We start from the raw sequence: 19,674 nt of genomic DNA, 5'->3' as shown, positions 1-19,674 counted from the left end.
GTCCGCGCCGTGGCCGCCTACATCGTCCGCCGCGTCGTCGCCGCCGCCGGCATGACGCTGGCGATCGCGACGGCCGTGTTCCTGCTGCTGCGCGCGGTCCCGGGGGACGTCGTGGTCGTCATGCTCGGCGAGAACGGCGGCTCGCCGGAAAAGATCGCCGCGATGCGCCACGCGCTCGGCCTCGACCGCCCGCTGCCGGTTCAGTACGGCGAGTGGCTCGGCCGGTTCGCCCGCGGCGACTTCGGCACGTCGATTCTGTCCGGGCTGTCGATCCGGGGCGAGCTCGCGGTGCGCGTGCCGCACTCGCTGGAGCTCGGGGCGGTGGCGCTCGCGGCCGGCATCGCGCTCGGGATCCCGCTCGGCATCCTGGCCGCGCGCGACGCGGGCGGCCCCGTCGATCTGGCGCTCAGCGGCGTCTCGTCGCTTGGCCTGATGTTTCCGGCGTTCGTCGTGGCGGCGGTGTTCGTCCTCGTCTTCGGCCTCGTGCTGCACTGGTTCCCGGCCACGGGCTACGTCGCATGGTCGGACGATCCGCTCGGGCACCTCCGCCACCTAGTCTTGCCCGCGGTCACCCTTGCGCTCACGTTCGCGCCGGTCATTATGCGCATGACCCGCGCCGGCATGCTCGAGGCGCTGTCGCAAGAGTTCGTCCGGACGGCGCAGGCGAAGGGCCTGGCGGAGCGGGCGGTGCTGGTCCGCCACGTGCTGCGGAACTCGTTGATCCCCGTGGTCACCGTACTCGGGCTGCAGGCCGGCGAGTTGATCGGCCGGATCGTCCTGATCGAGTACATCTTCAACTGGCCCGGCGTTGCGACGCTCCTGCTTTCGGGTGTGTTCCAGCGCGACTACCCGCTCGTGCAGGCGGTGGTGGTCGTCATCGCGTTCTCGTTCGTCCTGATCAACCTCCTGGTCGATCTCGCGTACATGGTGATCGATCCCCGGATCCGCCTGGCGTGAGGCGCCTCGGCCCGCGCCTCTGGATCGGCGGCGGCCTGCTCGCCGTGATGGTGGCCGCGGCCGCCCTCGCGCCCTGGATCGCGCCCGCCGATCCGCTGGAGATGGGCCCGTCGCTGCTCGCCCCGCCCTCGCACGCCCATCCGCTCGGCACCGACTCGTTCGGGCGGGATACCCTCGCGCGCCTCCTCTACAGCGCCCGGGTGTCGCTCGCGGTGGCGCTCTCGTCGGCCCTCATCGCCTCCGCCGGCGGAACGCTGCTTGGCCTGGTCGGCGCCACGTACCGGGGTGGGGTGGAGTGGACGGTGATGCGCGTCGTGGACCTCATCCTCGCCTTTCCGCCGATCCTGCTCGCGATCGCGGTGGTCACGTTCCTCGGGCAGGGCCTCGGGAAGCTGTCGGCGGTCATCGCGGTCCTGTACCTGCCGGCCTTCGCGCGCCTCGCGTACGGAGGCGCGCTCGGCGTCGCCCAGCGGGAGTACGTCGACGCGGCGCGCGCGCTCGGCGCGTCGGTCTGGCACCAGATGCGCCGGCACATCCTCCCCAACATCGCGGGACCGCTTATCGTCCAGTGTTCGCTCTCCGCCGGGTTTGCGATCCTGGTCGAGTCGGGGCTGAGCTTTCTCGGGCTCGGCGTCCTGCCGCCCGCCCCCACGTGGGGGCGCATGGTCAGCGAGAGCCGCAGTTACATGCAGCTCGCGCCGCTGCTGCTCGTGTGGCCGTCCGCGGCGATCGCCGTCGCGGTCGGCACCTTCAACATGCTCGGCGACGGGCTGCGCGACGCACTCGACCCCCGAAGCGGCCGCGGGAGGCGCTGACCGGGCGAGGCCCTACGCCAGCGCGCCCCCGATGATCCCGTGCAGGTCATCCTCATCGCCCTGCCCTCAGGTTATCAAGAGGGGATGCGCGCCTGAACTTGCGGCTGATCTCCGGTTTGGCGATGGCATACCTCAGAGTCATCGCCAGTGATTCGTGGCGCAGCACCTGCCGCACCAGCTCGAGGTCACCAGTCTGCCTGAGGATGCTCGTTGCGGCGTAGTGCCGCAGCGCGTGAGGGCCTACTTTCCGACCGAGTCCAGCCTTAACCGACAGCCGATGGAGAATATGCCTTGCATGGTTACGCGTGAGGCTGCGTCCGTTCCGATCAAGAAATAGGTAGTCTTCAAGTGTGGCCACTCGACGGACGCCCAGCCACGCCCGCAGCAACTGCGCGGCTTCGGCGCCGAAGAACCCGACGCCGTCCTTCCCGCCCTTGCCGCCCCGAACGTCTAGAGTGCGGGCAGAGAAATTCACACTCTCGATGCGCAAACGAAGGGCCTCGGAGATCCGCAGCCCGGAATCAGCCAAGAGCGCGATCAGAGCGCGGTTCCGGCGTCCCTCGAACGTCGGTGGGCACACTTGCAGCAGGCGCCGGACGTCGTCGTCCTCCGGCACGCGCGGCAGAGTCCGTGGGACGCGTATGGTGATCCCCCGGACTGGATTGTCCGCGAGCAGGCCCACCTCCACGCACCACCGGAAGAAGGTCTTCAGGGGGCGGAAGCAGTGGTGCACGCTCACGGGCTTCAGCGTCTCACCTAAGCGCGTGAGGTAGTGCTGGATGCCCAGGGGGGTGAACTCATGAGGGTCCTGAACGCCGAGCGCGCCTGCGCACCGGCGCAGCACGCCGGCGTATCCTTCGACAGTCCGGGGTGAGCAGTTGTTGACCCGTCGGCTCAGGAGAAAGGACTCAAGGGCGGCCTCAAAGCTGGTAGACAGGTGACCCCCTGCTTTTTGGGGCCCTTCTATCGGGGCGAACCCGCTAGAAGCCTTGATTTTATTGGGCTGGTGGAGACGGCGGGATTCGAACCCGCGACCCCCTGCTTGCAAAGCAGGTGCTCTCCCACTGAGCTACGTCCCCGGATTTATAAGGCTTGTAGCAGGGTGAACCCCTTACTACCTTCCCTCTGAACCGTGCTCCCCCAAGAGTTTATCACAACTGACCACCCTCTCGGTCAGGGTTACGAAGCTCGCATAACCCAGGCCAAGCTTGCCGGCCTCCTCGGGCAGCCACGAGGCTGTCGCAAAGTGCCGTAGGACATGTGGATGGCACGGCGACTAAGGGGAACGCCAGCTCGATGGCGGAGACGGGGAAAGATCTGGACCAATGCTTCGGGCAATAATGATCGTACGCTACGGAGGCTACGCCAAAAGTGATAGGGGATCCAATATCTCATGACCAAGGTCGAGGCGCAGAGGGGGACAAATGGGAGCGAATCAGGGGAATCTGCGGAGGAGATCGGGAAGCGAGACCGAACGAAGCGCATTGGAATCCATACCTTTCATTAGTTAATCAAGGAAGCACCAACACGAATCGAGGCCCCGCGGACTGCGGCACGCTTGGCCCACGCGCTCCACATATTGCTCGAGGAGGTGACGGATGAACGTCAACTGGCTCGCGGTCCTCGTCGCGGCGGTCGTTTCCTTCATTGTGGGAGGAATATGGTACTCGCCCGCCGTCTTCGGAAAACAGTTCATGACGCTCGCCGGCTTGAAAAAGGACGACAGGAAGGGGAGCCGCCCCGAGCCCGGCCTCCTCCTCGGGGCCTTCATCGTCGCCCTGATCACGTCGTCAGTGCTCGACAAGGTGATCATCTGGACGCAGTCGGGGACGGTCCTTCAGGGGGCGAAGATCGGATTCTGGATGTGGCTTGGGTTTATCGCAACAACTCGCGCGGGCGAGTATCTCTTCACCGGTCGACCGACCGGCCTCTATCTGGTCACCAGCGGCCACAACCTCGTCGCACTCCTCATAACCGGGGCTTTGCTGGCCGCCTGGCACTGACGACAGTTCCTGGCATGCCCTCCGGCGGTGCCGGGTCCGCGGGCGCCCAACCGCAAACGCCGGTTGTCCCGAGATTCACGCGTGACGAGTGATTTCCCTCAACTGGCTCGCGTGGATTTGACCGTGAAGACACGACCCCGTCTACCCCTTATCGCGCTACGCTGCGTGAGCAGTTCAAAGGACGTAGTGAAAGAATTCTCTCCGTATCCCAATCCTAAGTACTTCCCCGACATCAAGCGCCTTTGGCACGAAAAGGTCGCCGGCCAGTGACGAGGAGTCAGTGACAGTCGCACGTTGAGAACACGCGCGCGCCCGACGAAATCACTGGATATCGTCCTTTACCGTTGAGTCCAGGACTCTCGGCCCCGTCCTCGAAAACACCTTTTTAATGAATGTGAGCCGTTCAACGCCGCTGGTCTCCTCCCGGGCCGCCCCGGAGCCCAGCCGGGCCAAGCGACCCATTCCGCGTCTCTTGCTGATCGGCGCGGGAGGTTTTCTCGTCGCGATCTCCTGGCAGGTTGTGGTCCCGGTCTTGCCCCTGCATCTCTCCAAAATCGGATACACCCCGGCTCAGGTTGGGACGCTCGTCAGTGTGCTCAGCCTGGCCATGGGGTTGGTGGAGATGCAAGTCGGCCGCATCGTTGGGGTTTTCGGACGCCGCCACACGCTGCTCGGCGGCCTGTTCGCGAATTCAATCGGCATGGTGCTCGTGGCGCATGCGCGAGTCGTGGGCGCGATGGGATCGGCGCTTGCCGCAGTCGGCGTGTCGCGCGCCACATTCTGGCCCCCCCTTCATGCAACGGTGGCCGACACGGCATCCGACGAGAAGCGCGGCCAGGCTTTCGGCGTCTTCTGGTTCTGGACGTCCGTGGCGTTCCTCACCGGGCCCGTGATCGGCGGGCTGATCGCGGCCCACTTCGGCGATCGGGCCGCGTTCTACCTTGGAGCGGCATTCAGCCTCGTCGCCATCCCCGTCGTCATCGCCGTCACGACACCAGGGCGCCCGCGTCCGGGCGTGCCCACCGGAGGCGTCCGCGACGTTCTCAAGAACGGATTGATTCTCCGGGTCTGCCTCGTCAACCATCTCTACTACGCGGCGACGGGAATCTGGACGACTTTCCTCCCGCTCTACATCGCTCGCCAGGGGCTCTCGGTCGTCACTGTGGGGTGGGTGTTGACCGTCCAAGGGCTGACCTATGCGCTCGTCCAGTTGCCCACCGGCAGGATGGTCGATCAGTGGGGCTCGCAGCGACTGATCCTGCCTGGCGTAATCGGTCGCTCCGTGATTGCCCTATTCGTGCCCCTCCTTCATCCTAACGGCTCGGCCGCGTTCATTGCGCTGGGGGCTCTGTATGGTTTGGTCGGCGGCACGATCCCGGTCGCTTTCACAACCCTCGTTGCGCGGTTGGTTCCGCAAGACAAGTACACGACCGCAATGGGCATCTACAATAGCTCCGGCGACCTAGGTTTCTTTGTCGGCCCGCTCATCGGCGGCGCGGCGTCGCTCCTTGGATTGTGGGGTCCGTTTGTCCTCTGCCTGCCGATCGGGACCGCGGCTGTGTTGATCGCCTTGAAGGGAATACCGGAAACGGGGAGGTTGGAGGAAACCGCTTGAGCGCTCGCTACACTGACGTGGCAATTATCCACCGCTCTCGCCAGGGGGCGTATGTTATACTGACCGCGGAGGGATGGCAGAGCGGGCGATTGCGGCGGTCTTGAAAACCGCTAGGGGGAAACCCCTCGGGAGTTCGAATCTCCCTCCCTCCGCCATGCGCTCAAGGGCTTATCGACCCGGGCCGCCTCCTGGTAACGGCCACATCCCCTTGTTTTCGCTAATGGACGCTTGCCGCTCCCTTCTGACCGAGCCCGGATCGCTTCTGGTGGTCGAGTCTAACTATGAGAGAGCCGTTGGTTCGGTCGGATCTAGGGGTGAACCCCGAAAATATGGGGTTCCGAGCCGCAGAAAGGCAAACGGAGCCTCCATGCCGTCAGCCGCTTAAGGGGTATGGTGTTGGGGGGTATAGTCGAGGTATGGGGAAAAACGAAAAAATCCCGGAGAATATTGATCACTACGTAAATCGCTTTCCGAAAGACGTGCAGCAACGATTAAAGAAGATGCGCCTGACCATAAAAAGGCCGCACCCAAAACAAAGGAAACGATTAGCTATGGCATCCCTGCGTTTACCTTAAACGGAAATCTGGTCTGGTTCGCGGCGTACAAGAGCCATGTCGGATTCTATCCAGGAGGTTCGGCGATCAGGGCATTTAAGGAGGCGCTATCAAATTATAAAGGCGCCAAGGGAACCGTACAATTTCCGCACACCGAGCCCCTCCCGCTGGCTTTAGTGGATCGGCTCGTGAAGTTTCGAGTGAAACAGAATTTGCGTAGGACGAAGTAGTCGCGCCCAACGGGGGTTCGTCATCCCGCGCGAGGGGAAACCCCTCGGGAGTTCGAATCTCACTCCCTCCGCCAGGTGGCTCAGCAGCTCCCATCGCCTTCTTCCGGACCAAGCCGAGGAAGTCATAGACACACAGGATCCAGTGCGGTGCGGCTGATGGCGATGCCCCACGTCCGATCGGAGGCGATGGTCCAGGTCAAAATCCCAACCACCTCGCCTTGCCTGTTAAGTACCGGCGAGCCGCTGTGCCCCGGTTCGGCCTCGCCTTCAAACTTGATGCCGAATATCTGCGTCCCGTCGCTTGCGCGACCGAGATCGCGCACGGTTCCAGGTGCCGACCATTCCAACGGAAGGGCCGCGTCTCCCTGGTGTCCGAATCCTAGGACTCGGACGGGATCGCCGACCGCGGGGGACGCCCCCAACGCCAACGCGAAAAACGCAGGCAGCGGTCCGCGATGGGCTCGCGCGAAGCCAACGCCCCGAAAGCTCAGCTCCTCAAAGGGAAGGTCCGGCGGCATCAGCTGAATCTCCGCCACATCGCGACTGGGAACGAGCCGCCCGCCGGTGTCATCGGCCAGCGCATCGGCACAAACCAGTGCGGCGCCGTAGAACTCCCCGCCGACGATGGCCATCACCTTGTAAGTGGAGGGCAATTTCCGGGCGAGGCTGACGACGTGGCTGTTGGTCAGGGCGATCCCGCTCGCGGTGATGAAAAACCCCGTTCCCTCGGCGATGTCCTGATACGCGGACTGATAGCCTCTGATTTCGAGCTTCATCACCACGAGGTGAATAATGCTCCGGGCCGGAGCCCCCTGAGTGGACCCCAGCCGCGGGAACCCGAGCGTGAGCAGGCCGAGGAGGCACCCACCCAAGATCGCGCTCCGGGCCGGCAGAGCGCGCCGGAGCACGCCAACGAAAAACCGCGCCATTGGTACCCCCTCACCCCTATCGGATGCTGTTGTGCGAGTTGTCCGCGCCGCCTTAGCGATTCCCGAACCGGCTACAGCGGTCCTGCCGCGGCCCCGCACAACGCGGCACCCGAGCCTTTCGATCAGGCGTTCGGTGCCCCCGCGTTGGGACCGGGCAAAGGGCTGCCGATGTAGCGATGCGAACCCCTAGGATATTCTCTCTCCTGGAGGTCGACACCAATGCTCTACGAGCTCCGGATCTATCAGTGCATGCCGGGACGCAAGGGCGATGTCCTCGCACGGTTCCGGGACCATACGATGGGACTCTTCAAGCGACACGGCGTCGAGGTGGTCGGCTTCTGGGAGACCCTGGTCGGCGAGCAAGACGAACTCATCTACATAACCAAGTTCGCGTCGTGGGAAGACCGGGGGAAAAGGTGGGCCGCGTTCCAGGCGGATCCGGACTGGCAGCGGGCGCGCGAACAGTCTCATGCCCAGGGCGTAATCGTCGAGCACATCCGCACCGCCCTGCTCGCCGCCACGGATTTCTCGCCCCGGGTCTGAGCCTATCCCTTGACCGCCCCGGCCGTCAGCCCCTTGATGAACTGCTGTGACAGGACGAGGTAGAGCCCGATCACAGGGATCGCCGCGAGCGACAGGCCGGCGAACAGCAGCCCCCAGTTGGTCGCGAACTCGCCGAAAAAGACCGTCAGGCCGAGCGGGAGGGTCTTGAGCCGGTCCTGATGGATGAAGACGAGCGGGAAAAAGAAGTCGTTCCAGATCGGGATGACGTTGTAGACGGTGACGATCGCCAGCGCGGGACGGACGAGCGGCAGCATCACCCGCAGGAGGATGCCGAGCTCACCGGCCCCGTCGATGCGCGCCGCGCCGTCCAGATCCTGCGGGAGCGCGCGAAAGAATCCGGTGAGAATGAAGATTGCGCTCGGGAGCCCCGAGCCGGCGTAGACGAGGATCAACGACCATTCGGTGTCGAGCAGCCGGAGGTCGCGCATCAAGATGAACAGCGGGATAATCGCCAGCCGGATCGGCACCATGATCCCCGTCAGGAAAAACAGATAGAGCAGATCGTTTCCACGGAACCGGTACCGCCCGAGCGCATAGGCGGCCAGCGTGCCGGTGGCCAGGATCAAGACCATCGACCCGACCGTGACGATCACGCTGTTGACGAAGTAAACGCTGAAGTGCGCTGTCTCCCACACCGCCGCGTAGTTGCGCCAGCTCAAGGTCTCGGGCGGCGCGAAAGGACGCTGGAAGATCTCGCGAGTGGTCTTGAACGAGGACATCACCATGAACGCAAGCGGCAGGAGCACCAGGAGCGCGTTTGCGGCGAGGAGCACCTGCGCGAGCGCAGCCGTCACCGGGCGGGCGCGCTGGGAACGCCGCCAGGGCGTCACATCTCGACCTCCCGGCGGCGGAGGTAGACCGCGCCCAAGCCGCTGACAACGAGGAGGATCGCGAACATCACCACCGCGATCGCCGAGCCGATCCCGACATCGGGGTTGCCGGTGTCCACCGCCCCGAACGCCGAACGGTAGAAGAGCAGCCCGAGCACGTCCGTGGCGTGGTCGGGCTCGCCGGTGACGCCCTGCATCACGTAGGGGAGCTCGAACCAGTTGAACGCCCCGATGAACGTGAGAATGACGATGATGTTCACCTGGGGCGCCAGCAGGGGCAGGATAATCCGGCGGAAGACCGCCCCCGCGCCGGCCCCGTCGAGCCGGGCCGCCTCCAGGTATTGGTCGGGAATCGCCTGGATGCCGGCGAGGAACACGATGGTGGGGAACCCCACCCAGCGCCAAGCGTTGACCAGCACGATGGTGATGAGGGCCGTATGGGTGTCCCCAAGCCAGGGCCGGGCCAGGACGCCGAGCCCAACGAGCGCAAGACCCTTGTTCACGACGCCCCAGATGGGATTGAGGAACAGCTGCCAAAGGAACCCCACGATCACGAGCGAGAGGGTCACCGGCATAAAGAAGATTGCCCGGTACAGCCGCGCCCCCCAGGCACGCCCGGCGAGGAGGACCGCGAAGACGAGGCCGAGGCCGTTCTGAACCCCCATCGTCAACACGAACGCCCAGACATTATGCCAGAGCGCCGTCAGCATCCGCACGCTGTAGGGATACTGCGTCAAGAGGCGCTGGAAGTTGGCGAGGCCGACGTAGCCGCCGCGGACAATCCCATCCCATTGAAACAGGCTGTAGGCCAATGCGCTCAGGATCGGATACGCTACGATCACGCTGAAGAGGAGGACCGCCGGCGCGAGAAACGCGGCGACCCACAGCGCCCGGGCCGTCCGGTAGGGCACGCGGCGGGGGCCGGGAGCGAACCGCGCCCCGGCCCCCAGCCCTTGCGGATCCTGCGTAGACGGCGTCGCGATAGGGTCAGCGCCCGCGGAAGGGGTCAAACCATGTGGCCAATCCGCGCGTGACGTCGTCGCCTACCTGCTGCGGGGTCATCTTCCCGGCGAAGAGCCCCTGCAGGTCGTTCTGGATAAGCTCGCTCCCGGTCGGGTTCTTCCAACGGAACCCCACGAGCATGATATAGGGGGTGGCGTGGCGCATCCACATCTGAACCTGCTGGAGCTGGGGGTCGTGGATCGTCACGCCCGGCACCGCCGAGATCTGCTTGAGCTGATCGGTGAACGCCTGCCCCCAGTCTTTGGTGGCGGTGAACCGGATGAACTTCAGCGCCAGGTCCATATGCGCGCTCTTCGCGTTCACCCCGTAGTTGCCGTCGTCGTAACTGCTGACCCAGGGCGTGTCGCCCGCCTTCGCCACCGGCCCCGGCATCACGCCGATGTCCAGTGACGAGTTCTGGCTCTGAAAGTACCCCAGCTCCCAAATGCCGCCGACAAACATCGCCGCCTGCTCGTTGATGAACAACTGCTGCATGTCGGTGTACGAAATCCCCATAAACCCCTGGGGCATAAAAGGCCGGATCTCCTCCATCTTGGCCAGCGCGGCGGTAAACTGCGGGCTCCGAAACGTCGTCTGCCCGCGGGTCACGGCCTCGTAGAAATTTGACCCGCCGTAGAAGTTGGGCCCGAGGACTCCCAACGCTACCTCGAGAGTCCAGCCCTCCTTGCCGCCGTTCGCCAGCGGCGTGATCCCGTGGTCTTTGAGCACCTTGAGCGCGCCCAGGAATTGGTCCCAGGTGGTGGGCGGGGTCACGCCGGCTTTCCGGAGGAGCTTTCGGTTGTAGAAGATCACGAGCGCCTGCACGGCAAACGGCACCCCGTAGATCTTGCCGTCGGCTTGGCTCCTCGCCCCGCCGAGCCACTGGCGAGGAAACGTCTTCAGTTCGGGGACCTTATCGTCGAGCGGCACCAGGAACTCCGGTCGCGCAAACGGCTGGAGGGCGCCGTAGGCGCGGAGGTGCACAATGTCCGGCCCCTTGCCGGCCTGCATCGCCGCAGAAAGCGCGGTGTTGTATTCGGTCGGTTTGAAGGTCTGGAACTCGATCGAGACGCCCGGGTTCTGCGCCTCGAACTTCTTGATCATGCTCTCGTAGAACGCGCGGTCTTCGGCCCGCCAACTCCAGAACGTCATCATCGCCCCGGCCTGACCGATCGCCCCTGCCGGCCACAGCCCGGCGGCAAAGGCCGCCGCGAGCACCATGATGAGGATCCGCCGCGTCATCGCTCACCTCCGGGGGACACCGGGACGACCCCGCGATCCGCCTTTTCACGCCGAACCGTTCCATCTCCTCTCTCCGCCCGAGCCTCGTGACAACCGGACGTCGATCGGCTACCCTTGGGGCGTGGACAGGTACGCAGCCTTGGTCGAGGAGATCCGCACCACGACGGACGGGCACCCGGTCGTGGTGGCCTTTAGCGGGGGCTTGGACAGCACCGTCACCGCGGCGCTGGCCCGAGATGCACTGGGCCGCGACCGCGTTCTGCTCATCACCGTTAACATGGGCATCTACGCGTACACGCGCGGCAACGAGATCGTCTTGGAGGTCGCCGAGCGGCTTGGCCTGCCCCAGCGCTGCCTACTCGGACAGTTCAAGCAGCACCGCGTGCAGGCCGCGGGGCCGGCCTGCAACCGCTGCACACGCGAGATCAAGCTGGGAATGGTCAAGGCGGTGGCCGGCGGGCGCCTGGTCCTGACGGGAGCCAACCGCAGCGATACGTGGGGCCAGTTCGGGCTCAAGGTCTGCAACGGCTACTACGCCCCGCTGCTCGACCTGGAGAAACCGGAAATTGGGACGCTGGCCGATGCGCTTGGGGTGCGCCCGCCCCGGATCGGCGAGAACCCCGGGCGGGAGGGGTGCAAGCTCAAGCACCTCCTCAAACCGCTCGCGGCGCCGGAGTACCACGGGCGCGCCGTCGCGCGGGCCAACGAGGTCGTGCTGACGGTCCTGCGGGAGGCGGGGGTGACGCCCGATCTCGCCAACGTCAAGATCATCGGCCCGCTCGGGCGGAACATCGGCCTGGTCAACGTCCGGCCCGCCCCAAATGCAGAGCTGCGGGGGCGGCTGACCGCGGCCCTACGGGCGATTGAGCAATTGGACGAGGTTCACGTGGTGGCCGGCCCGCTCACGCTCGTGGCGAAGGCGAGTCCGGCAATCCTCAACGATCCCCACGCTCGGTACTGGATCGAGCACGGGCGGCTCGCGCCGGACTTCGCCGCCCCGGTGACGGTAGACTGGCAGCCGACCTCAAACACCCGCTTGGGAACCTTCCAGATCGTGGGGTTTCGCAGCGCGGGTCCCGCCTAACCTCGTCCTCAGGGATGGGGCCGCGCGATCCGGGTGCGCTGCCAGAACCCCACCAGGCCGAGAACGCCAAACGCGACCGCCCAGGCGAAACTCCCCCAGAGCTGCCACCAGGCCACGTGGTCGGCGACCGCGCCGCCGGCCACAATCTGCATGGGAAGGTAGGACGGAAAGTACTCGATCACCGCCCGGTTGGCGGCGGGGTTCCCGATGGGATTTTGCAAGAACGTATCCACGAGGCTCAACATGATGATGACGAAGAACCCCTCCAGATCGCCCCGCGCCACCACCCCCACCGCCACGCCGATCGCCGCATACGTCAGCACCGCTCCGAACGTCCCGGCGAAGACCACGGCTGGATGCCGGGGGGGTGTGAACGCCGACAGGACGGCCACCGCATACGCGGCGATCAACACCGAGGCGACGCCGAATGCCGTGAGGCGCCCCAGGATGAGCGCCGCCCTCGGGAAACCGCAGAGCACCAACCGTTGGTCCACGAGGGCGGACCGGCGGACGGCGCTCAGGGAGACAAAACCGATGATCAGGGTCGTGGCGTTCAGCATCCCTGTGAGCAACCCGAGGCGGTGCTGGCTGGTGGCGACAAACACCCCGAACGCCCGCAGCTTGAACCCGATCGGCGAGTCATCGGTGAGGCCATAGATCGTCCCATACCAGGCGGGCAGGTAGAGCGCGAGCAGCAGCATCGCGAACCGGTTGTGTGCCTGCTCGATCAGGCTGAGCCGGAAGGCGATGAGCGACGGGCGGATCACGAACGGACTTCCGGGGTGATGACCCCGTCGTGGAGGCGCAGGAGGGTGTCAAATCGGGTGCGTTCGAAAAACAGGTGTGAGATGATCACGATCACCCGACCCGCTCGGCGAAACTCCTCCGCCAGCCCCCAGAACCGCAGATAGGTTTCCCAGTCGAACCCCTGATACGGTTCGTCCAGCAGGAGAATGTCGGGGTCGTGCATCAAGGCAAGGACGAGGTTGAGCTTCTGCCGCGTGCCCCCACTCAGGTCGCTGACGAGCCTGTTCCTATTTTGACTGAGCGCGAGCACGTCCATCAGGGCTTCCGCGCGGCGGACGGTGCCGAGGCGGTACGCGGTGCGGAACCACTCCAGATTGTGCGCGACGGTCAGGCCGAGGTGGACCTGGGGATCCTGAGGGCAGTAGCCGATGCGCCCCCGGACGTCAACGCGGCCCCGAGAGGGCCGGAGGAGCCCGGCGATGATCTTGAGCAGCGTGGACTTCCCGGCTCCGTTCTCCCCGACGATCCCCACCATTTCGCCGCGGCGGACGGCGAAGGAGACGGCACGGAGCACCTCGTGGCGGCCGAACGCGCGGGCGACCTCGGACACGCTGAGCGTGGTGACCTGTTCGTCCACGCCCGGACAGGTTCCAGCGTTGGGGACGAACTCCTCTGCCTCCCGGCCGGCCGAGCCGTGCCGCACAAGCGTCTTTGCTATACTGAAGCGGAGCTATGGACCCGCACCTGCCCACGGACGCGCAGGCCCTTGCGCGCGCGGTCAAAGCCGAAGCGCGCGAGGTGGGATTCGACCTGTGCGGGATCACGACCAGCGCCCCTTTCCCCCAAGAAGGTGGGGCGCTCGTCGACTGGATCAACCGCGGCTATCACGGGGAGATGGACTACATGGCCCGAAACGCCACCAGGTCTCCCCGACCCGCGGCCGTGGTGCCCGGCGCCCGCGCGCTGGTGGTGGTGGGGCTCTATTACGGCGGTTCCTCCGACGCCGCATCCGCGCCGGACCGTGAGCCGGCCGCACCTCGGGGCCGGATCAGCCGCTACGCGGGGGGGGACGACTACCACGAGGTGATGGGCTCCCGCCTCAAGCGGCTGGCCCAGTTCCTGCTGAACCGAGGGGCGCAGGTGGCCCGCTACTACGTGGATACCGGACCGGTCATCGACCGGGCCGCGGCCCGACGCGCGGGCCTGGGCTGGTACGGGAAGAACACGCTGATCATCACCCGCAGCGGGCACGGCTCATGGGTGTTCCTGGGGGAAATCCTCACGGATCTGGCGCTCCCGCCGGACACCCCGGCGGAGGGGAACTGCGGTCACTGCCGGCTCTGTCTCGACGCATGCCCAACGGGGGCGATCGTCGCCCCCTACGTGGTCGACGCGCGGCGGTGCATCTCGTATCTCACCATCGAACACCGCGGCCCAATCCCTCGGGAGCTGCGTCCCGCGATTGGGGACCTGATTTTCGGGTGTGACATCTGCCAAGATGTCTGCCCCCACAACACGAAGACCGCCGCGCGGATGCATCCCGAACTCGCCCCGCGTCCCGGCGTGGGCTCCCGTCCCGAGCTCTTCCCCCTGCTGAACATCACCGACCATGAGTTCCAACGGCGCTTCCGCGGCTCGCCGGTCAAACGGACCAAACGCAGCGGCCTGCGGCGAAACGTGGCGGTGGCGCTCGGAAACGCGGGAGACCCGGCGGCCGTACCGGAGCTGCTGCGGGCCCTCGCCGACGAGAGCGATCCGGTGGTCCGGGGTCACGCCGCCTGGGCTCTCGGCCGGATCGGAACGGCAGGAGCAAGGGACGGCCTCCAGAGGCGCCTTCCGCTCGAGAAGGACGCGGCGGCGCGCGAAGAAATCACCCTCGCGCTGGCCGCGAGCACCGGGCACGCCACGTGAGCCTCCGCGGCCGTCGCATTCTCGTCACCTCGGGGCCGACCCGTGCGCCCCTCGATGCGGTGCGGTTCATCACGAACAAATCGACGGGACGGCTCGGATCCCTCATCGCGGAGGCCGCGGTCCAGGATGGAGCCGACGTGACTTTCGTCTACGGTCGGGGGAGCGACACGCCGGCCGTGCGGGGGGGGCGGAGAGACCAACTGCGGCTGGTGCCGATCGATACGGTCGATGACCTGATCGTCGTCTTCAAGCAGGAGCTGCCGACGGGCTACGACGCGGTCGTTCATGCCATGGCGGTCCTCGACTTCGCGCCGGCTGAAGTCCGCGAGGAGAAAACGGCAAGTGCCCTCTCGGAATGGGTCGTTCGCCTCGTCCCAACCGCGAAGGCCGCCCAGCTGATCCGCGCCCTCTCGCCCAAGACGTTTTTCGTGGGGTTCAAGCTGGAGGTGGGAAAGCATCGAGCCGAACTGATCGACATCGCCACCACGTGGCGGGCGCGCAATCGCGCAGATCTCGTCATCGCAAATGACCTCCGAGATATCGAGCGGGGGACGCACATCGGATACCTGGTGGGCCCCGACGGCGAGGTGGAGGGGGTCGCGGAAGGGAAAGAGTCGATCGCTCGGGCGCTGGTGGATGTCCTGGACCGCCGCCTGGGAATCACCTAGGGTGATCGTGCCCACCCGCCGAGCGTCCCCTGCTGACCGGTGACCTGACCGGCCGCCGTCGCGGCGCACGGCCCGGCCGTGATCGCGGCATCCGTAAATGGGATTTCTCCCAAATCCCGGTGGCGCAGCGGACGATCAACCGGTCGCGTCGCGACCGGCCGGAAGGGTGACGCGCACAACCGTCCCGTGCCCTGGGGAGCTCGCGATGGAGAGGTGTCCCCGGCGGCGTTCAACGATCGCTCGGGCGATGGCTAGGCCCAGCCCGTGGCCGCCCGTGGCGTTTCGGCCCTGGTAGAAGGCGTCGGCAACGTGCGGGAGGTCCTGTGGAGAAATCCCCGGGCCCTGATCCGACACGCTGGCGATCGCCCGGGCATCATTCGCGCGAATGGATACCGTCACCACTCCTCCGCGAGGGGAGAAGCGGATCGCGTTTTCGACGAGGGCCGTGAGGACGTCCGCGACCTCGTCCCGTTCGACAATCGCCCAGATCGGGCCGGGAGCATCCAGAGCCAGACCCACCCCCCCCTGGCGTGCGGCCGGGTTGAGGCCGGTCACCACCGCCTCGGCCACCCGCGTGAGGTCCGCGCGCTCCGCGCTTGCCTTCGACCCCGCCTCCGCGCGCGCCAGCGCCGTCAGCCTGGCCGCCAGCGCTTCCATGCGCTCCGTCTGTTCCAGGGTCGTGATCAGCGCTTCGTCCCGCGTCACCCCGCGGCCCGCACGGGCGAGCTCAACCGCGGTCCGGATCACCGACAACGGGGTCCGAAGCTGGTGAGATGCCAGAGCGACGAATTCGCTCCGCTCGCGAACGGCCGCATCGAGCGGGCGCAGCGCCAGGCCGGCCAGCGCGTATCCGACCGGCAGGGCCAAAAGCCCCCCCGTGACGGTCAAGGCGATGAGCACCTGAAGAAACATCGTGAGCGCTCGAAGCTCCTCCTGGGCGGGAGTGGCCACGACGCGCAGGCCGCTTCCGCGCGTCGGCAGCTGCAGGACGGCCAGCGCCCCGAGTTGGGGGGTGGACACGATGCGGAACCCCTGCCCGCCGGTCTCCCATCCCTCGGTCACCGCGAGGTCCGGCAGCGGGCGCCCGCGCTCGTCGACGATGAGGGACCCGGGCGTAAGACTTGGATCCCCGTACCGCCGCACGGCGCGCTCCAGCCGCTCGTGCAGGTGCGCGTACACGCCTTTCCTGGCCACCACATACGCCCCGGCGGAGAGCCATGCCAGGATGATCCCCACCACGAGGGCGCCCACCACGGCGACGCGCCACCGACTCCGCCGCAGCAAACGAAGGTGCACGTGCGGTGCCAGCCCCTTCACGACGCGCTACCCGGGATCGAAATGCCGATCCGATAGCCTAGACCGGGAACGGCGGTGATCCGACCGTCCCACCCCGCCCGCCGCAGCCGGCGCCGCAGCCGGGAGATGGTGGCATCCACCACATTCGCCCGTGGCGGCGCGCCCGCCCCCCAGATACGCTCCACAATCACCTCGCGCGAAAGGGTGCGCCCGGGATGCCGCAGCAGGAATTCCAGCAGGTCAAACTCCCGCAGCGGGACGGTGATCGCCTGATCCCCCACGGTGACTTGGCGGTCGGTCGGCCAGAGGCGGAGCGATCCCGACGTCAGGATCTCAGGGACGATCAGATCGGACGGCCGCCGCAGCAGTGCCCGCAGCCGGGCCAGCAGTTCTTCAAACGCGAATGGCTTGACGAGGTAATCGTCGGCGCCGGCGTCGAGCCCGGCGACCCGATCCTCCACGCGACTTCGCGCGGTGAGGCACAAAACCGGTGTCCGAACACCGGCTTCGCGCAGTGCCTGCAACAGGGCAAGCCCATCGAGCCCGGGGAGCATCAGGTCGAGGATCAGCGCGTCATAGGTGCCCGTGCAGGCGCGATCGTACGCCGTGTCCCCATCGCGCGCCCAGGTGACCTGGTACCCGTAGCTTTCGAGGCCGCGGCGGACTACGTCGCCGAGCGCCTTGTCGTCCTCAACCAGTAAGAGGTGCATTTCTTCCCTCAGACCACCAGTCATCCCGGGGGTCGTTTCAAAGTATAGCGACCTCTTCCAGCCTCGCGCAAATTCATGTCATCGGAGTGTCATAAGCTTCTGATACCTTTGTGTCATCAACTCGATACCTTCGCTGGGTAAGGTGTCACTGGGGGCGTCGACGGCCCCCACAAACGAAAAGGAGGCACACTATGCACCGCACACTCGCAGCAATGACCCTGGGGACGATCCTGGCGCTCGCCGCGCCGACAGCGTTCGCCGAGGGCAACACCGATGCCGGCCAACCGAAGCCGGCAGCCTCTCCCGCAACTGTCCTCCCCGCGGCAAGCGGCGAAGGAATCGTCGCCGGCCCGGGGCCGTCCGGGCAGGATCTTGGGCCATATCGCGACGCGCACCTCGATAACCAGGGGCAATAGGAAATCGGGCGGGGGCCCCGACCGGGTACAGGCGGGGCCCCCCAGGGGTTTCGGCAACCGATGGCCCTCCAAGGATGGCGAAGCGGACTTCGGCGGAGAGGATACGAACATGCGACGACACGAGGGAAAGATCTCGAACAAGACCCAGCCGTCCCGCTGCGCAGCCGTGGCGGCGACGATGCTGGTTGGCCTCTTCGTGACCGCCATGGATGCGGGGACCGGCCCGTCTCAGGCGCAGGCGGCCTCCCCCGCCGCGACCCAGGGGGCGGAACACTACGTCATCGACGCATCCGCGTCCCAGGCCCTGTATCGCGTGGCCGAGACCTTCATCGATCGAAACAACCAGTTCAACGTCGCAGTGGGGATCACGCACGGCATACAGGGCACGATCCTGATCGATCGGGCTCATCCCCGTCAGAGCCGCGCGGGCCCCATCACCGTCGATATTAGCCAGCTCACCTCGAACAGCCGGCGACGTGACAATGCCATCCGCCAGCAGTGGCTCGAATCCAGCAAATATCCGGCGGCCGTGTTCGCACCGACGTCGATCCAAGGACTCCCGGACACGTATCTCGATGGACGGGACGTACCGATCCAAATCGCGGGGGATCTACAGGTCCGGAACGTGACGAAACCGGTCACCTTCACCGGCACGGTCAGGCTGGAGGGCGACATGTTGATCGGACACGCCACCACGGCCATTCTCATGACCGATTTTGGGTTCGATCCGCCATCGATTCTCGGCGTGTTGAAAGCAGAAAATCAGGCGCAATTGGAGTTGCAACTCACGGCCCGACGCACTCCATGATCGGGCGGAAGGTGGACGGCGGGGCGGCGGGGCGCCTCGCTGGCCATTGGGGTGGAGCGGCGGCGAGGTGTGCCGGCACATTATGGCCCTCCTGGCTGATGGTGCAGCTTCGCCTGCCGCTCGGGCGGCGGATCCATGCCTGTGTGTTGGAGACTCTACGAAGCGGGCACGAGCATTCGACGCGCCCGTGCCGTCGTCGACAGGCCGGGGCGCCTTCCTCGAATTTGCATGATCCGCCGCTGAGTTCTTGAAAGCACGTTCCCCGATAGCAAGACCACGCCGCCCGCGCCCATTGGTGTATCGAACAGGGTAGCTCCGCCGGCGAGATCTCAAGACCTCTGGGTCGGCGCCGGATGCGTCCTCGCGCCCCCTGCGCTTGTCGCCACCCTCAACGCACTTCGGGAGGCAGGCTTCCGAATCGCCCATCGGGAAGATCTTTCTACCGCCAAGAGTCACGGAGGGCCGCCGAATGAAGAAACACCGACTGGATGAGATGTCCTGGATGGAGGCCGCGGAGGCGTTCAAGAAGACCGACACGGTGATCATGCCCGTGGGGACCCTGCACGCACATGGCCCGACCCCCATCGGTATTGATGGCAGCTCAGTACAAAAGATGGCGGATGAGGTGGGGAAGAGAACCGGGCTCATGACACTGCCGCTGCTCCCCTACGGGGAAAATGACAAGATGAAGGAATACCCGGGATCGCTCACCGTCAGCCCCCACGTTATGGAAGCGTTCTGCACGGACATCTGCCGGAGCCTGCACCGAAACGGCATTCGAAAGGTCATTTTCCTTAACGGTCATGGCGGAAACCGCGAGCCCCTGGTGAGAACCGGCCGCAACGTTCGAGACCTTGGGATGCTGGTCGCAATCTTGGAATGGTGGACGATAGGCAAGAAACTGACCCCCGACCTCTTCCCCGAGGGCACTCACATCTGGGAGTTTGCGGTGGCGCTCGCTGTCTCTGGGACGGAGATCGCCGACCTCAGAGCCGGAGGATACAAGGGGGAGTGGGGCTCCGCGCCCCCGATGAGAAAGTTGTTCGGCGAAAAAATCACGCCCTTAGGCTTCAACAACTTCGAATACCAAGGCGCGCAGATTCTCATTCCTGTCGATGCCTGGGATATCGACATTGAAAGCCCGCCGTCAATCGAGAAGGGTGGGCTGGAGGCACTCCGGCGTCGAGGCGGAGAAAGCCTCCAGCGGTTCATCGAATATATGTCGGCGTTTGCCGTGGAGTTCCAGAAGATAAACGTTTCAAAAGCTTTGCGGGTTTCTGAATAAGCTGCGCC

The 19,674-nt window shown here is 65.8% G+C and carries 20 protein-coding genes, 2 tRNA genes and 1 pseudogene; 13 read left to right on the top strand and 10 right to left on the bottom strand.

Features of this window, described 5'->3' with window-relative positions:
- The first annotated feature begins 9 nt into the window (after nucleotides 1-9).
- Nucleotides 10-957: an ABC transporter permease gene (locus VKV57_16300; GenBank protein HLW61463.1), complete on the top strand. Its 948-nt coding sequence runs from the start codon at nucleotides 10-12 to the stop codon at nucleotides 955-957.
- Nucleotides 954-1,772: an ABC transporter permease gene (locus VKV57_16295; protein ID HLW61462.1), complete on the top strand. Its 819-nt coding sequence runs from the start codon at nucleotides 954-956 to the stop codon at nucleotides 1,770-1,772. Before VKV57_16300 ends, VKV57_16295 begins: the two co-directional genes overlap by 4 nt.
- Before the next feature lie 52 nt (nucleotides 1,773-1,824).
- Here VKV57_16295 and VKV57_16290 read toward each other — a convergent pair whose 3' ends face one another.
- A complete protein-coding gene (locus VKV57_16290) occupies nucleotides 1,825-2,820 on the bottom strand; it encodes a tyrosine-type recombinase/integrase (GenBank protein HLW61461.1) in 996 nt (331 codons plus the stop codon).
- Nucleotides 2,777-2,851: transfer RNA gene (locus VKV57_16285), tRNA-Ala, on the bottom strand. The genes VKV57_16290 and VKV57_16285 overlap by 44 nt, the downstream gene beginning before the upstream one ends.
- Nucleotides 2,852-3,370: 519 nt before the next feature.
- Here VKV57_16285 and VKV57_16280 point away from each other — a divergent pair.
- The 4 genes and pseudogenes from VKV57_16280 to VKV57_16265 all read left to right on the top strand — a co-directional run bounded on the left by VKV57_16280 (nucleotide 3,371) and on the right by VKV57_16265 (nucleotide 6,174).
- Nucleotides 3,371-3,775, top strand: a complete 405-nt coding sequence (locus tag VKV57_16280) for a DUF1761 domain-containing protein (protein HLW61460.1) — start codon at nucleotides 3,371-3,373, stop codon at nucleotides 3,773-3,775.
- A gap of 394 nt (nucleotides 3,776-4,169) precedes the next feature.
- Nucleotides 4,170-5,390: an MFS transporter gene (locus VKV57_16275; GenBank protein ID HLW61459.1), complete on the top strand. Its 1,221-nt coding sequence runs from the start codon at nucleotides 4,170-4,172 to the stop codon at nucleotides 5,388-5,390.
- Nucleotides 5,391-5,457: 67 nt separating this feature from the next.
- Nucleotides 5,458-5,545 (top strand) — tRNA-Ser (locus tag VKV57_16270).
- Between the two features lie 261 nt (nucleotides 5,546-5,806).
- A pseudogene (locus tag VKV57_16265) lies at nucleotides 5,807-6,174 on the top strand (DUF1801 domain-containing protein).
- A gap of 122 nt (nucleotides 6,175-6,296) precedes the next feature.
- Here the strand turns inward: VKV57_16265 and VKV57_16260 are convergent.
- Nucleotides 6,297-7,103, bottom strand: a complete 807-nt coding sequence (locus tag VKV57_16260; GenBank protein HLW61458.1) for a serine protease — start codon at nucleotides 7,101-7,103, stop codon at nucleotides 6,297-6,299.
- A 219-nt stretch (nucleotides 7,104-7,322) separates the two neighbouring features.
- Here VKV57_16260 and VKV57_16255 point away from each other — a divergent pair, with 219 nt between their 5' ends.
- Nucleotides 7,323-7,646: an NIPSNAP family protein gene (locus VKV57_16255; GenBank protein ID HLW61457.1), complete on the top strand. Its 324-nt coding sequence runs from the start codon at nucleotides 7,323-7,325 to the stop codon at nucleotides 7,644-7,646.
- Between the two features lie 2 nt (nucleotides 7,647-7,648).
- On the opposite strand, the gene VKV57_16250 is transcribed toward VKV57_16255, so the two are convergent.
- The 3 genes from VKV57_16250 to VKV57_16240 all read right to left on the bottom strand — a co-directional run bounded on the left by VKV57_16250 (nucleotide 7,649) and on the right by VKV57_16240 (nucleotide 10,741).
- Nucleotides 7,649-8,497, bottom strand: coding sequence for a carbohydrate ABC transporter permease (locus tag VKV57_16250; protein HLW61456.1), 849 nt, complete (start codon nucleotides 8,495-8,497; stop codon nucleotides 7,649-7,651).
- Nucleotides 8,494-9,408 carry a sugar ABC transporter permease gene (locus VKV57_16245; protein HLW61455.1) on the bottom strand — a complete coding sequence of 305 codons (915 nt, stop codon included), beginning with the start codon at nucleotides 9,406-9,408 and terminating at the stop codon, nucleotides 8,494-8,496. Before VKV57_16245 ends, VKV57_16250 begins: the two co-directional genes overlap by 4 nt.
- A 76-nt stretch (nucleotides 9,409-9,484) precedes the next feature.
- On the bottom strand, nucleotides 9,485-10,741 hold the full coding sequence (locus VKV57_16240; protein HLW61454.1) for an extracellular solute-binding protein: 1,257 nt from the start codon (nucleotides 10,739-10,741) through the stop codon (nucleotides 9,485-9,487).
- A 121-nt stretch (nucleotides 10,742-10,862) separates the two neighbouring features.
- Between VKV57_16240 and VKV57_16235 the strand changes: the two genes are divergently transcribed.
- Nucleotides 10,863-11,825 carry an ExsB family protein gene (locus VKV57_16235; GenBank protein ID HLW61453.1) on the top strand — a complete coding sequence of 321 codons (963 nt, stop codon included), beginning with the start codon at nucleotides 10,863-10,865 and terminating at the stop codon, nucleotides 11,823-11,825.
- An 8-nt stretch (nucleotides 11,826-11,833) separates the two neighbouring features.
- On the opposite strand, the gene VKV57_16230 is transcribed toward VKV57_16235, so the two are convergent.
- A complete protein-coding gene (locus VKV57_16230; protein HLW61452.1) occupies nucleotides 11,834-12,592 on the bottom strand; it encodes a hypothetical protein in 759 nt (252 codons plus the stop codon).
- Nucleotides 12,589-13,275 carry an ATP-binding cassette domain-containing protein gene (locus tag VKV57_16225; GenBank protein ID HLW61451.1) on the bottom strand — a complete coding sequence of 229 codons (687 nt, stop codon included), beginning with the start codon at nucleotides 13,273-13,275 and terminating at the stop codon, nucleotides 12,589-12,591. The genes VKV57_16230 and VKV57_16225 overlap by 4 nt, the downstream gene beginning before the upstream one ends.
- Before the next feature lie 29 nt (nucleotides 13,276-13,304).
- Between VKV57_16225 and queG the strand changes: the two genes are divergently transcribed.
- Together queG and VKV57_16215 are read left to right on the top strand one after the other, a co-directional pair.
- Complete coding sequence (gene queG, locus VKV57_16220; protein HLW61450.1) at nucleotides 13,305-14,483, top strand: tRNA epoxyqueuosine(34) reductase QueG; 1,179 nt, start codon at nucleotides 13,305-13,307, stop codon at nucleotides 14,481-14,483.
- Entirely contained in the window at nucleotides 14,480-15,151 is a 672-nt protein-coding gene (locus VKV57_16215) for a phosphopantothenoylcysteine decarboxylase (protein ID HLW61449.1), read from the top strand. The genes queG and VKV57_16215 overlap by 4 nt, the downstream gene beginning before the upstream one ends.
- A gap of 135 nt (nucleotides 15,152-15,286) precedes the next feature.
- Here the strand turns inward: VKV57_16215 and VKV57_16210 are convergent, their stop codons facing one another.
- The gene (locus VKV57_16210) at nucleotides 15,287-16,468 is read right to left on the bottom strand and encodes a HAMP domain-containing sensor histidine kinase (protein HLW61448.1); all 1,182 of its coding nucleotides are present in this window, start codon (nucleotides 16,466-16,468) and stop codon (nucleotides 15,287-15,289) included.
- Nucleotides 16,465-17,157, bottom strand: coding sequence for a response regulator transcription factor (locus VKV57_16205; GenBank protein ID HLW61447.1), 693 nt, complete (start codon nucleotides 17,155-17,157; stop codon nucleotides 16,465-16,467). Before VKV57_16205 ends, VKV57_16210 begins: the two co-directional genes overlap by 4 nt.
- Nucleotides 17,158-17,348: 191 nt before the next feature.
- On the opposite strand from VKV57_16205, the gene VKV57_16200 reads away from it, so the two are divergent.
- The 3 genes from VKV57_16200 (at nucleotide 17,349) to VKV57_16190 (ending at nucleotide 19,666) form a co-directional block, all read left to right on the top strand.
- Complete coding sequence (locus tag VKV57_16200) at nucleotides 17,349-17,573, top strand: hypothetical protein (protein ID HLW61446.1); 225 nt, start codon at nucleotides 17,349-17,351, stop codon at nucleotides 17,571-17,573.
- Between the two features lie 109 nt (nucleotides 17,574-17,682).
- Nucleotides 17,683-18,381 (top strand): YceI family protein, encoded by a 699-nt coding sequence (locus tag VKV57_16195; GenBank protein ID HLW61445.1) that lies wholly within the window; start codon nucleotides 17,683-17,685, stop codon nucleotides 18,379-18,381.
- 469 nt (nucleotides 18,382-18,850) lie between these two features.
- The gene (locus tag VKV57_16190) at nucleotides 18,851-19,666 is read left to right on the top strand and encodes a creatininase family protein (protein ID HLW61444.1); all 816 of its coding nucleotides are present in this window, start codon (nucleotides 18,851-18,853) and stop codon (nucleotides 19,664-19,666) included.
- Nucleotides 19,667-19,674 lie beyond the last annotated feature (8 nt).

It is taken from the genome of bacterium, assembly GCA_035307765.1.
Taxonomy (GTDB): Bacteria; Sysuimicrobiota; Sysuimicrobiia; order Sysuimicrobiales; family Segetimicrobiaceae; genus Segetimicrobium.
The sequence above is the reverse complement of the archived record's forward strand: the minus strand, read 5'-3'. Positions and strand labels throughout refer to the sequence as shown.